The organism is Nocardia sp. NPDC056000 (genome assembly GCF_042269265.1).
GTDB lineage: Bacteria > Actinomycetota > Actinomycetes > Mycobacteriales > Mycobacteriaceae > Nocardia.
This window is the reverse complement of the sequence record NZ_JBHJXS010000018.1, coordinates 213,432-225,135: the sequence shown is the minus strand read 5'-3', so window position 1 is coordinate 225,135 and position 11,704 is coordinate 213,432. Positions and strand designations below refer to the sequence as shown.

Genomic DNA, 11,704 nt, shown 5'->3' with positions numbered 1-11,704 from the left:
ACTCGCTCTAATCTTTGCGGTTTTTGGTGGGTGGGGTGGTTTTTTTTTTTAACTCGCCCCGGCCAAATCGAAACTTCTCCTTTGTTACTGTTTTTGGGGGGGCCCCCGCTGTCTATGGGGGGGCCCCACCTCCGTTCCGGGGCCCCGCACGGCCGATCCGGCGGGTGTGACGGCGTACGCCAGACCCCCAGGCCAGGCCGGTTTCCTCGCCGTTCACGGGCGCGGAACCCCCGGTTTGGACCGCTCGGGCCGGTCCTGTAGTCTTGGACAGTCGCTGCCCCCGGCGACAGCGCTCTGCTGTGCAGCATGATTCAGCAAATGCGCTGTGTGTACGAGGGTCCGGTTCAAATGTGAACCACAGGCCCGAGGCGGCGGTGAATACCAGACCAGTCATTCGGCGGTTTCCGGTGCAAAGCCGGAGGATCAGCCGTGTAGTACTACAGGAAGAAGGGCAGCCGACCGATGGCAACGTACGCAATCGTCAAGACCGGCGGAAAGCAGTACAAGGTCGCGGTTGGTGACCTGGTGAAGGTCGAGAAGATCGAGGGTCTGCCGGGCACTTCCGTGTCGCTGGCGCCGGTGCTGCTGGTTGATGGCGCCGAGCTGACCACCGATGCTGACAAGCTGGCGAAGGTCTCCGTGTCCGCCGAGGTCGTCGAACAGACCAAGGGCCCGAAGATCCGCATCCACAAGTTCAAGAACAAGACCGGCTACCACAAGCGTCAGGGCCACCGTCAGAAGCTGACGGTCCTGAAGGTCACCGGCATCAAGTAATCCGACTTGGGGTTCGTCACCCCGGCACGAGGAGTTTGAAATGGCACATAAGAAGGGTGCATCCAGCTCGCGCAATGGTCGCGATTCGAATGCCCAGCGGCTCGGCGTCAAGCGTTTCGGCGGCCAGGTCGTCAAGTCCGGTGAGATCCTGGTTCGCCAGCGCGGCACGCACTTCCACCCCGGTGTGAATGTCGGCCGTGGCGGCGACGACACCCTGTTCGCCCTGGCGGCGGGCGCGGTGCAGTTCGGCACCAAGCGTGGTCGCAAGACCATCAACATCGTGGTTCCGGAGCCGGTGTCGGCCTGACGCCGTCACGGAGCTAATCCACACGCACTTCGCGACGCGGGTCAGGGTTGAAATAGCCCTGGCCCGTTTTGCTGTTTTTACATAGTTCGCTCATGACACGTGCCGATCCGGCCGTGCGATCGCAAGACGACTGTCCTGAAGGAGGATGATCACCGATATGTCCAAATTCATCGACCGTGTCGTACTGCACGTGCGTGCGGGCAAGGGTGGGCACGGCTGTTCCTCGGTGCGCCGGGAGAAGTTCATGCCGTTGGGTGGACCCGATGGCGGTAACGGCGGCAATGGCGGGGATGTGATCCTCGAGGTCGACGGCAATGTGCACACCCTGCTGGACTTCCACTTCCACCCGCATGCCAAGGGCGGCAACGGCAAACCGGGCGAGGGCAATGACCGCAGCGGTAAGCGCGGCGACGGTCTGCTGCTGAAGGTGCCGGACGGCACCGTCGTGATGAGCACGGACGGTGAGATCCTGGCCGATATGGTCGGCGTCGGCACCCAGTTCATCGCCGCTCGCGGTGGCCGCGGCGGGCTCGGCAATGCCGCGCTGGTGTCCAAGGCGCGCAAGGCTCCCGGTTTCGCGCTGCTCGGCGAGGAGGGCCAGGAGCGCGAGCTGATCCTGGAGCTCAAGTCGGTGGCGGATGTGGGCCTGGTGGGCTTCCCGTCGGCCGGTAAGTCCTCGCTGGTGTCGGTGCTGTCGGCGGCCAAGCCGAAGATCGCCGATTACCCGTTCACCACGCTGGTGCCGAATCTCGGTGTGGTGCTGTCGGGTGAGACGAGTTTCACGGTCGCCGATGTGCCGGGTCTGATTCCGGGCGCGAGTGAGGGCCGCGGTCTGGGCCTGGACTTCCTGCGGCATCTGGAGCGCTGCGCCGTGCTGGCGCATGTGGTCGACTGCGCGACCCTGGATCCGGGTCGCGATCCGATCTCCGATATCGACGCGCTCGAGGCCGAGCTCGCCGCGTACCAGCCCGCGCTCAAGGGCGATGAGGGACTGGGCGATCTGGCGGACCGGCCGCGCGTCGTCATTCTCAACAAGGCCGATGTCCCCGATGCCGCCGAGCTGGCGGAGATGGTGACCCCGGAGCTGAAGAAGCGCGGCTGGCCGGTGTTCACCATCTCGGCGGTGAGCCGGGAAGGCTTGCGGCCGTTGACCTTCGCGCTCGCGGACCTGATCAAGGAATACCGCGACGCGCATCCCAAGGCCGAGGCCAAGCGCGCGATCATTCGCCCGGTTGTCAAGGGCGACAGCGGTTTCAAGGTTATCCGCGATCCCGAGGTCGAGGGCGGTTTCATCGTCAGCGGTGAGCGGCCGGAGCGCTGGGTGGCGCAGACCCAGTTCGACAACGAGGAGGCCGTGGGTTACCTGGCCGACCGCCTGGCGCGCCTCGGTGTCGAAGAGGAGCTGGTCAAGCTGGGCGCCGAACCGGGCGCACCGGTGACCATCGGCGATTTCTACTTCGACTGGGAGCCGCAGATCTCCGCCGGCGTGGAGACCATGATGACCCGTCGTGGCGCCGACCCGCGCCTGGATCAGACCGAGCGCATCGGCGCGGCCGAGCGCAAGCACGCCTCGCGGGCGCGCCGCGGCCTGATCGACGACGAGGGCTAGCAGTAACCGCCCGCACCGGATTCGCGCGAATACCGGTGCGGGTGATAGGGATTCGAAGCGGCGGTACCGTACCGCGGGCGAATTGAGGTGTGGTGCAGTGAGTTCGAGTATCACGCGGGCCGAGTCCGAGCTGAGTGAAGCGCGGCGGGCGATCGCGACGGCGCGCAGCGTGGTCGTCAAGATCGGCTCCTCGGCGCTGACCAGTCTCGCGGGCGGTCTGGAGACCGAGCGGCTGGACCGGCTGGCCGATGCCGTCGAGGCGCGGATGCGGGCCGGTTCCGATGTGGTCGTGGTGTCCTCCGGGGCCATCGGCGCGGGTATCGCGCCGCTCGGATTGTCCAAGCGGCCCAAGGATCTGGCCACCAAGCAGGCCGCCGCGAGTGTGGGCCAGCTGGCCCTGGCGCACGCCTGGGGCACCTCGTTCGCGCGCTATGACCGCGTGGTCGGCCAGGTGCTGCTCAGCGCGGGCGATTTCGGCCGCCGCGAACACCATCGCAATGCCCAGCGCACCCTGGATCGGCTGCGCTCCCTGCACGCCATCGCCGTGGTGAACGAAAACGACACCGTCGCAACGGAAGAGATCCGTTTCGGTGATAACGACAGGCTCGCCGCGCTGGTGGCGCACCTGGTCGGCGCGGACGCCCTCATCCTGCTATCGGATGTGGACGGTCTCTACGACGGCGACCCTCGCAAGGGTTCCGCCAATTTCATTCCCGAGGTTCGCAGCAGTGCCGATCTGGATGGCGTAATCGCCGGTAGCGGAGGCGCTTTGGGCACCGGCGGCATGGCCTCGAAGCTGGAAGCCGCGCGCTTGGCCGCCGATGCCGGGGTGCCGGTGTTGCTGGCCGCCGCATCCGATGCCGCCGCCGCGCTGTCCGGCGCGACCGTGGGCACCGCCTTCGCCGCCCGCCCGGTCCGCCTCTCGGCTCGTAAATTCTGGGTCCGCCACGCCGCCGACAGCCGGGGCGCGGTGCATATCGACGCGGGTGCGGTACAGGCCGTCGCCGAACGCCGCCGCTCCCTGCTCGCCGCCGGAATCACCAAGGTGGCCGGGCGTTTTCACGGCGGCGATGTGATCGACCTGATCTCCCCGGACGGCGCGATCGTGGCGCGTGGTGTGGCCGCCTACGACAGCGACGAACTCGAATCCATGAAGGGCCGCTCCACCGGCGACCTCCCCGAGAACTCACAGCGCCCCGTCGTGCACGCCGACGACCTGGTCAAGGTCTGACCGTTCAGCGTGCCCGGGTGCGCAGGCGCTCGGCGAGTTCGAGGAAGACGAAGACGTTCGGGATGGCGTTCGCCGCGACCTTGGTGAGCGAGAGCCATTCCCCGGCGACGCGAATCGCTATGTAGCCCTTGTCGATTCGGATCTCTTGCACCTCACCCCAGGGTACCGAGCGGTTGTGCGCGCGAATCGCGCCGTGGCTCAGGGTTATCGAGCCGAACTCCAGGGATTTCCCGGTTTCGGCGGCGGCGAGGGCGAGCGGCAATTGCGCGGCCGTCACCCGCTGCCGGATCTCCGGTCCCCAGTGCTCGGCTCCGACGAATCGGTCCGTGACGAGGTAGTCGGCCCCGGACGGATCGGTCAGCTGACAGCGGTAGGTCCAGGACACGCCGGTCTCGGAGCCGTACGTGCGGTGCGAGACGCGGGTGATGTCCTCGATCACCGACACCGTCTCCCAACGGAATACGTGCGTCCGCCCGCCGCTCTGCACCACCGCGCCGTGCTCGAACAGACTCAGTTGCGCATCCCGGAATTGTGATCCGGTGCTCTGACTGCCCGCGTACTTCACCCGTGCCGCGGTGTGTTTGGGCGAACTGATGAACTGCCGCAGCCACACCAGCCCCGCGACGCCGAGGAACAGTACCGCGACCGCGAGCGCGCTGCCCGCGCCGTCGGTGATGAAGCTGGCGATGACGATCACCCCGAGAATAGCGAGCGGAATACCGTAGATCCACGCGCGCGAACCCCCGAACCAGCGGTGTGGATGGGTCGAGACATGTTGCCCGAGGCCATGTTTCGCAGCGGCATCGATTATGAGCGGAGAAGGTTCGTCGCGCTGCCGCCCAGCCGATCCCGCGGCCCCGGACCGCTGCCGCGCCTCGGTCGACGCGTGCGCTGCCTGTGACCCGTCATCGTGCGGGGCGGACGCCTGTCGTTGGTCGTCGCGTGGGGTGGATGTCCGTGGTGCCTCGGCCTGCGGGGTGGATGCAGGTGTGTCGTCGGCCGGGGTCAACGTGCTTGTGCCGGTCGGGGTTCCGATACCGCTCGGTGGGACGTCCAGGAGACGTTGGTCGCCGATGGCACCGGTGAGTACCCCGGTCAGCAGCGCCGCGCCGATGGCCGCGGACTCGTCCGGATGCATGCCCCGGTAGGGTTCGCCGCCGAGTTCTGTCATCAGCGCGGTGAAGGCGGGCATGCGGCTGGCTCCACCGACCGGTATCACCCGGTTCACCTCGCGCATCGAGAGTCCGGCGTCGGCAAGCGCTTTCGCGATTATCGCCCGGCAGCGGTCGAGCAGGTCCGTGGTGAGTTCGATGAAGTCCGCGCGGGTGATGTTCTCGGAGAGGAACATCGGATCTCCGCCGCCGTCGGTGGCGATATGGGGCAGGTTCACGGTGCTGGTCGCGGCGCTGGAAAGCTCGATCTTGGTCTGCTCCGCGGCTACTCGAATGCGCTGTAGCGCAAGTGGATTCACACTCAGATCGACGCCGGTACGGGCGTGGAACCGCCGCGTGATCGAGTCCGCCAGGCGCTGATCCCAGTCATTGCCGCCGAGCGTGTTGTCCCCGCCAGTCGACCGCACCGAGGTAACGCCATCGCCGATCTCGCACAGCGCGACGCTGAACGTACCCGCGCCGAGGTCCACCACGAGTGCGATCTCCCTGTCGGGCCGGGTGTGCGCCGCGTAGGCGAGGGCGGTCAGGCTGGTTTCGCCGACCAGCCGCAGCGCTCGCAACCCCGCGAGTTCGCAGGCTTCGAGGGTGGCGCGGCGTTCGGCCTCGCCGAGGTGGGCGGGTACGGCCAGCACCACATCGGTGAATTCCTCACCCAGCGCGGTCTGGGCGTCGCGTTTGAGTTTGCGCAGTACGCAGGCCGCGATTTGGGGTGCGGTGTAGGTCTTTCCGTGATCGGTGAAGGTCCAGTCGGTGCCGAGGCGGCGTCGCACCCCGGCGGCGGTCTGCCCCGGATGCTGAATGGACCGGTCGACGGCTTTCTGCCCGACGATGACCGAGCCGTCGTCATTGAATCCGACGACCGCCGGGGTGTATTGCGCGCCCTGGGCATTGGCGAGGATGCGGGGCCGCCCGTTCTCCAGTACGCAGACAACCGATTTCGAGGTCCCCAGATCGATCCCCACCACGCGCGTCATCGCTACCCCCTGTGCGGCGGGAGGTTCCGCGGCTCCCGCCGATGATCATGTGCGAAAGCGACTGTGCCACAGATCCGGAATCGTCGACAATGGGGCAGGTAGCGGTGATTTTCACCGACCGGTCGGTCCCATATACCGCATTTCTGTGCGTGTCGGCGCGGCGCGGCGAGCGAGGGGCATCGGAAGGCCATGGAAAGGGCAGTGGGCGGGCGAGCTTTTCCGCGCATCCTGGAAGTTGCACCCGGTGCCGCATCGTAGATGTGCCCTTCGCCGATAGCGGTTGCCTGGATCCGGCGCGGTCCGCCCTTGCCGCGCCGGGCTCGCGGTCCGGCGACCGCCCGCGGCGCCGGGTGCGCCCGCACCGCCGTGGAGGTAGGTATGTACATACCGCAACCGGACGACACGCAGTTGTCGTGGGCGAGTGGCCGTGACAATGTCCTCGCTCGCCGTGACGACGGCTTCGCGCATCGTCCCCTACTGCCCGACTGGCATGAGCTGCTGGCCGCCTTCTGCGGCCATATCGGTGACCAGTCCGATGATCATCCGGTCACGCGCTGGGCCCGTGGCCTGGCCGAACTGCATTTGGAACGCAATGCCGAACGCGGCGATCCGGGTGCGTCGGATCCGAGCGGCATCGACGAACGCCGTGCGCAGACGGTCACTTTCATCGATGAGTGGGTGACCAGGCGGGCGCGCCGCCGGGAAACGCGCGGCGAATCCCTCGGATCCCTCATCGACGCGATGGCGGCCGCGCATGTGCGCGCGGTGCATCTGCTCAAGACGGTGGACCGGGTATCGGACCAGCAGGTGCACGCGGCCTGGTACGACCTGGCGGAGATGGCCGCCGGGTGGACGGACCGGGCGGCGAATGTGCTGGGCGCGCAGGAACGAAGATCGGCGTAGCGCGCTTGATTGAGCCGCGTGATGCGGGGTAGTGCGTGGAAGACTCCCGGTGGCAATTGGGTGCGCCGGGGTTGGGATGCGAAGTCGCGGTGTTGGAATGCTCTGGTGCGGCGGTTGTCCGAGCAATCCGGTGCTATGACGCGCAGCCCTGCCAGCGGTGATCGGCGCAAGGGGGCCGATCACCGCCGGGGGAGGATCAGCGTGCGGGGCGCGCTTCCAGGACGCAGTCCGGGGCGGCGGTGTGCACGGTGCGGGTGAGGATGAAACCGCTGCGGGCCAGTAGATTCCGGAATTCGGCTTCGGTGCGCTCCCGGCCGGTCGCGTTGACCAGCATCTCCAGGTCGATGAATTTTCCGGCGTGCGGCCGCTGATGTTCGGGCAGCACGATCTCGATGACGAGCAGGCACGCGTCGGGTTCCATGGCGGCGCGCACGGTGCGCAGAATGCGTTCGGCCTCGTCATCGGACCAGTCGTGGATGATGTGTTTGAGAATGTAGGCGTCCCCGCCCTTGGGCACCGCTTCGAAGAACGAACCCTGTTCGACCGAAAGTCGTTCCGCCAGTCCGAGTTTCGCCACCTGCGCGGGCAGTTCCGCGACCACCTCGGGCAGATCGAAGATGATGCCGCGCGCGGCGTCGGTGCGGCGCAGGATATCGGTGAGCAGACTGCCCTGTCCCGCGCCGATATCGACGAGCGTTCCGAATCGCCCGAAATCGTATGCGGCGAACAGTGGTTCGGCGGACAGCGTGCTGATGCTGGTCATGGCCCGGTCGAACATATCCCCGATATCGCGGTGCGCGGCGGCGTATTCGAAGAACGGCATCCCGTCCAGCGCGGGTCCGACCGACTGTCCGGTGCGGACCGCGTCCGCCAGATGCGTCCAGTGATTGCGGTGGAAATCCGATCCGAAGAACAGGATCACATCGCGCAGCGTGACATCGGCGTCACTGCGCAGCGCCTGTGACATCCCATTGAGCGCGTAGGAACCATTGCGCCGCTGGCTGAAGATATCGAAGCTGATCAGCAGCCGCATGAGCCGCCGCAGCCCGTCCTCGGACACCCCGAGTGCGCGGGCCAGTTCATCCGGTTGCCTGGGTCCGTCGGCGAGCGCGTCGGCGACCCCGAGCGCGGCGGCCGCGTGGATGCCCTGGGTGAGGAATCCGGTCATCTGCAGTTCGAGTAGTGCGATATGCCCGGGAACCAGCCGCCGGTGCAACGCGGCCAGCCCATCGCGAAACCAGCCGAGTGCGCGTACCAGGGGGAGCGGCGGAACTGATGCGGAACTGGATGTCATGGTGGACTCCAACCGATTTCAGGCAGCGGATGCGTCGAGCCTACCGCCGGGCTTCGAGATTCTCGGTCATGCGTTCGAGCACGGAGACCGCGGTGCGATATTCGTCGTCGGTGACGCCCGCGAGGGAGACCTCGCGGAAGGTGTCGATACTCGCGCCGACCTTGACCAGTCGTTCCCGGCCGTCATCGGTGAGCGCGAGCCGCTCGGCGGCCGGGCGGGCGACCCAGCCGTCGGTGAGCAGCAGGGTGACGGCGGTGTCCAGATCGGCGGCTTCGGCATTGGCGACCAGGATGGTGTGCACCTCGTCGTCCGCCACGTCCTTGCCGTCGCGGACGACATTGAGGACCTGCCAGGCGAGCCGGGTGAGGCCGAATTCGGCCAGGGTGCCGTTCATGTAGTGGGTGATGGCGCGATCGGTGCGATTGAGCCAGTAGCCGATGGGCTTCATGACGATCATTGTCCTTCAGTGTGATTCGGCGGCGGCGTGTTCGGGCAGCAGCCGGTAGGCGAGACAGCAGGTCAGGGCTAGCGCAGCGACGACCAGCAGGCTGGCGGACGCGCCACCGGTGGTGTGGAAGTAGACGGTGGTGACAGCGGCCGCGCCGATGCTGTTGGCGAGTTGCTGCACGGCGGTGAGCGCGCCGCTGGCACTGCCGGATTCGACGGGATCGATATCGCCCAGGGTTACCCGGAAGATGGTGCCGAAACACGCGCCGAGGCCGAGGCCGGTCAGCAGCACGGGAGCGATGAGCGCCCAGCCCGATAGCGTCGAACCGTAGTGGTGGATGAGCGCGTACAGCATCAGGCTGCCGGTCAAGGTGAGCAGCAGGCCGATGAGTACGAGGGTGCGGCCCAGGCGTGCGAGCAGCTGGTGGGTGGCGATGGAGGCCACGATGATGCCGATCGAGAGGGGACGAGCGCGAGCGCGGCCTGTGTGGGAGTGCGGCGCAGCACATCCTGGAGATACAGCGAAAGCACATACAGCAGGCCCGAGGTGGCGGCGAAGTAGATCAGGCCCAGGAGCAGGCCCGAGGTGAATCCGCGATTGCGCAGCAGTGAGGGTTCGATGAGCGGTGCGGCGGCATGCCGCTGGCGCAGGCAGAACCCGCCGAAGAACAACAGTCCGGCGGTGAGCGCAAGGATCGGGCGTGCGGTCCAGCCGTGCGCCGGGCCGTCGATGAGGCCGTAGAGCACACCGAGCATGGCGGCGGCGAGCAGTGCCGAGCCGAGCCCGTCGACGACGACGGCGCGGTCACCGGAATCGCGGGGGAGCAGCCGGATCGCGAGCACCGTCGCGAGAGTGCCGAGCAGGATATTGATCAGGAAGATGGCGCGCCAGCCGAGCCCGAGCAGGTTCGCGTCAATGAGGAATCCGGCCAGGATCGGGCCGCAGATGGCGGACAGGCCCAGCGCGGGTGCGAAGACGCCGAACGCCTTGCCGACCTCGTCGCGGGGGAAGACCGCTCCGAGAATGCCGAAGCCCTGCGGGATGAGCAGTGCGCCGAAAGCGCCCTGAAGCAATCGGAAGCCGATGATCGCGGCGGGGCCGAGGGCCAGCCCGCAGGCCACCGAGGCGAGGGTGAAGCCGATGATGCCGATCAGGAACAGACGGCGGCGGCCGAACTTGTCACCGAGTCTGCCGCCGACCACCAGCAGCACGCCCATGGCGAGTGCGTAAGCCGCGCCGAGCCATTGGATCAGGGCCGTGCCGCCGCCGAGATCGGCGGCGATGGTGGGGGCGGCGATATTGGTGATGGTGGAGTCGAGCAGGTCGAGTATCGAGGCGAACAGGATGACCGCGAGCACGGCCCAGCGGGCGCGGCTTGTCATGGGGGACGGGTCCGCCGGTGGGACGGGTGACGCATCCGGTTGCACGGTGGGCGGTGTGGACGGGGTGTTGGCGGGCCGGGCGTGTGGCGGAGTTGCCATTGGAATGCCTTGGGGGAGTGGGTCTCACCGTGGTGAGGCCGGAATCAATTGGGGGAGAACGCGTCCGCGTGCTCGTGCGCCCACTGGGCGAAGCTGCGAGCGGGCGTGCCGAGCAGAGATCGCGTGGTGTCGGCGATGGGCTCGGGGCGTTCGGAGGTCGAAGCCCAGTACGCGAGCAGCGAATCGGCCATGGCGGCGGGCATGTGCTGGGCGAGCTGAGCGCGGGCGGCGTCCGGGGTGATCTCGACGATCGGGATATCGCGGCCGAGCACCTCGGATATCGCGGCGAGCTGAGCTCGGAAGGTGAGCGACTGTTCGCCGGTGACATGGTATGTGCCACCGCGCAATTCGTGTCCGGTGAGCGCGGCGTAGGCGATATCGGCGATGTCATCGGTGTGGATGGGCACGATCGCGGCGTCGGCGTAGGCGTGCTCGATGGGCAGGCCGTTGCTGATGAAGTACGCCCAGCCGAGGGCATTGCTGGCGAACGCGCCGGGGCGCAGCACGGTGGTGGCGATATCGGAGGCGGCGAGCGCGTTCTCGACATTCAGGTGGTGCGCGGCGAGCGAGTCTTCGGTGGCGGTCGGGCTCAGCACCGCGGAGGAGGACACCAGCACGATGTGCTCGACTCCGGCGGCCCGCGCGGCGGTGATGAAGGCGTCGATACCGGCGGGCTCGGCGTAGAGCAGCACCTGGGTGATGCCGGCGAGCGCGGCGTCGAAGGTTTCGGGGGCGTTGAGCCGGAGTTCGGTGACGTCCACTCCGGCGGGGACGGTCAGGGCGCTCGGATCGGCGCTGGCGGCGCGGACGGGCAGTCCGGCGGTGCGCAGTTTGGCGATGAGCGACTGGCCGATCTTGCCGCGAGCGCCGGTGACGAGGGTGGTCATGGGATTCTCCATCGGGTTGATGTTCTGTGCTTGTGTACATATGCATGTTGTCATGCACACAATTGTAAGTCAACACATGTCTTCGATCTGGCATGGATATACGATGTGCATATGACCGCCAAGGACACCCGCACCCCCGATGACCTGCTCAATGCCGTGGGACCGGCCTTCGGCAAACTGCGCCGCACCTCACTGCTGGAGGTCGAGAACCCCATCTCCGCAAAGGATTTGAGCCGCACGCTGGTGCTGAATCTCATCCAGGAGCACAACGCTCAGCCGGGGGCGGAGGTGACCGTCGGCAAGGTCGCCGAACTACTCGGCACCGATCCGTCGGTGGCCAGTCGCATGGTCAGCGAGAACATCAAGGCGGGGTATCTGATTCGCGCCGCCTCGCAGCAGGACGGCCGGCGCACCGTGCTGGAGTTGAGCCCGCAGGGCGAGGAACTCATGACCCGGTTCCGCAAGCATCAGCGCGATGCCTACGACTACATCACCGCCGACTGGCCCGAATCGGACCGCCTGGATTTCGCCCGGCTCATGCTCCGATACGTCGATTCCCTCGAAGCGCTGAAGGATCGAGGGCTCGCCAAAGACGCCTAGCCGCCGACCCCGAGGCTGCCCGGC

General features: G+C 67.1%; 12 protein-coding genes. 6 read left to right on the top strand and 6 right to left on the bottom strand.

Features of this window, described 5'->3' with window-relative positions; all coding sequences use genetic code 11:
* Window positions 1-462 precede the first annotated feature (462 nt).
* The 4 genes from rplU to proB all read left to right on the top strand — a co-directional run bounded on the left by rplU (window position 463) and on the right by proB (window position 3,921).
* Entirely contained in the window at window positions 463-774 is a 312-nt protein-coding gene (rplU, locus tag ACFC4D_RS41690; RefSeq protein ID WP_067568881.1) for a 50S ribosomal protein L21, read from the top strand.
* Window positions 775-814: 40 nt separating this feature from the next.
* A complete protein-coding gene (gene rpmA, locus ACFC4D_RS41685) occupies window positions 815-1,081 on the top strand; it encodes a 50S ribosomal protein L27 (protein WP_364629570.1) in 267 nt (88 codons plus the stop codon).
* Between the two features lie 157 nt (window positions 1,082-1,238).
* On the top strand, window positions 1,239-2,690 hold the full coding sequence (gene obgE, locus ACFC4D_RS41680; protein ID WP_375955261.1) for a GTPase ObgE: 1,452 nt from the start codon (window positions 1,239-1,241) through the stop codon (window positions 2,688-2,690).
* 130 nt (window positions 2,691-2,820) lie between these two features.
* Entirely contained in the window at window positions 2,821-3,921 is a 1,101-nt protein-coding gene (proB, locus tag ACFC4D_RS41675) for a glutamate 5-kinase (RefSeq protein WP_376071896.1), read from the top strand.
* Window positions 3,922-3,925: 4 nt separating this feature from the next.
* Here the strand turns inward: proB and ACFC4D_RS41670 are convergent, their stop codons facing one another.
* Window positions 3,926-6,067 (bottom strand): DUF6585 family protein, encoded by a 2,142-nt coding sequence (locus ACFC4D_RS41670; RefSeq protein ID WP_376071879.1) that lies wholly within the window; start codon window positions 6,065-6,067, stop codon window positions 3,926-3,928.
* A 378-nt stretch (window positions 6,068-6,445) separates the two neighbouring features.
* On the opposite strand from ACFC4D_RS41670, the gene ACFC4D_RS41665 reads away from it, so the two are divergent.
* The gene (locus tag ACFC4D_RS41665) at window positions 6,446-6,970 is read left to right on the top strand and encodes a DUF4254 domain-containing protein (protein ID WP_376071877.1); all 525 of its coding nucleotides are present in this window, start codon (window positions 6,446-6,448) and stop codon (window positions 6,968-6,970) included.
* Between the two features lie 196 nt (window positions 6,971-7,166).
* Here the strand turns inward: ACFC4D_RS41665 and ACFC4D_RS41660 are convergent, their stop codons facing one another.
* The 5 genes from ACFC4D_RS41660 to ACFC4D_RS41640 are packed head-to-tail and all read right to left on the bottom strand — an operon-like array spanning window position 7,167 to window position 11,080.
* Window positions 7,167-8,264: a methyltransferase gene (locus ACFC4D_RS41660; RefSeq protein ID WP_376071874.1), complete on the bottom strand. Its 1,098-nt coding sequence runs from the start codon at window positions 8,262-8,264 to the stop codon at window positions 7,167-7,169.
* A 40-nt stretch (window positions 8,265-8,304) separates the two neighbouring features.
* The gene (locus tag ACFC4D_RS41655) at window positions 8,305-8,721 is read right to left on the bottom strand and encodes a MarR family winged helix-turn-helix transcriptional regulator (RefSeq protein WP_375955255.1); all 417 of its coding nucleotides are present in this window, start codon (window positions 8,719-8,721) and stop codon (window positions 8,305-8,307) included.
* A 6-nt stretch (window positions 8,722-8,727) separates the two neighbouring features.
* On the bottom strand, window positions 8,728-9,156 hold the full coding sequence (locus tag ACFC4D_RS41650; RefSeq protein ID WP_376071871.1) for a hypothetical protein: 429 nt from the start codon (window positions 9,154-9,156) through the stop codon (window positions 8,728-8,730).
* Window positions 9,078-10,193 carry an MFS transporter gene (locus ACFC4D_RS41645; RefSeq protein ID WP_376071868.1) on the bottom strand — a complete coding sequence of 372 codons (1,116 nt, stop codon included), beginning with the start codon at window positions 10,191-10,193 and terminating at the stop codon, window positions 9,078-9,080. Before ACFC4D_RS41645 ends, ACFC4D_RS41650 begins: the two co-directional genes overlap by 79 nt.
* A gap of 44 nt (window positions 10,194-10,237) precedes the next feature.
* A complete protein-coding gene (locus ACFC4D_RS41640; protein WP_376071865.1) occupies window positions 10,238-11,080 on the bottom strand; it encodes an NAD(P)H-binding protein in 843 nt (280 codons plus the stop codon).
* 111 nt (window positions 11,081-11,191) lie between these two features.
* Between ACFC4D_RS41640 and ACFC4D_RS41635 the strand changes: the two genes are divergently transcribed.
* Entirely contained in the window at window positions 11,192-11,680 is a 489-nt protein-coding gene (locus tag ACFC4D_RS41635) for a MarR family winged helix-turn-helix transcriptional regulator (RefSeq protein WP_364629591.1), read from the top strand.
* The last annotated feature ends 24 nt before the right edge of the window (window positions 11,681-11,704 follow it).

What these genes read in the sequence shown, in the direction of transcription:
- ACFC4D_RS41660 (WP_376071874.1), bottom strand. Translation starts at nt 8,264, where the DNA reads ATGACATCCAGTTCCGCATCAGTTCCGCCGCTCCCCCTGGTACGCGCA.
- ACFC4D_RS41665 (WP_376071877.1), top strand. Translation starts at nt 6,446, where the DNA reads ATGTACATACCGCAACCGGACGACACGCAGTTGTCGTGGGCGAGTGGC.
- ACFC4D_RS41635 (WP_364629591.1), top strand. Translation starts at nt 11,192, where the DNA reads ATGACCGCCAAGGACACCCGCACCCCCGATGACCTGCTCAATGCCGTG.
- obgE (WP_375955261.1), top strand. Translation starts at nt 1,239, where the DNA reads ATGTCCAAATTCATCGACCGTGTCGTACTGCACGTGCGTGCGGGCAAG.
- ACFC4D_RS41640 (WP_376071865.1), bottom strand. Translation starts at nt 11,080, where the DNA reads ATGACCACCCTCGTCACCGGCGCTCGCGGCAAGATCGGCCAGTCGCTC.
- rpmA (WP_364629570.1), top strand. Translation starts at nt 815, where the DNA reads ATGGCACATAAGAAGGGTGCATCCAGCTCGCGCAATGGTCGCGATTCG.
- ACFC4D_RS41655 (WP_375955255.1), bottom strand. Translation starts at nt 8,721, where the DNA reads ATGATCGTCATGAAGCCCATCGGCTACTGGCTCAATCGCACCGATCGC.
- ACFC4D_RS41670 (WP_376071879.1), bottom strand. Translation starts at nt 6,067, where the DNA reads ATGACGCGCGTGGTGGGGATCGATCTGGGGACCTCGAAATCGGTTGTC.
- rplU (WP_067568881.1), top strand. Translation starts at nt 463, where the DNA reads ATGGCAACGTACGCAATCGTCAAGACCGGCGGAAAGCAGTACAAGGTC.
- ACFC4D_RS41645 (WP_376071868.1), bottom strand. Translation starts at nt 10,193, where the DNA reads ATGGCAACTCCGCCACACGCCCGGCCCGCCAACACCCCGTCCACACCG.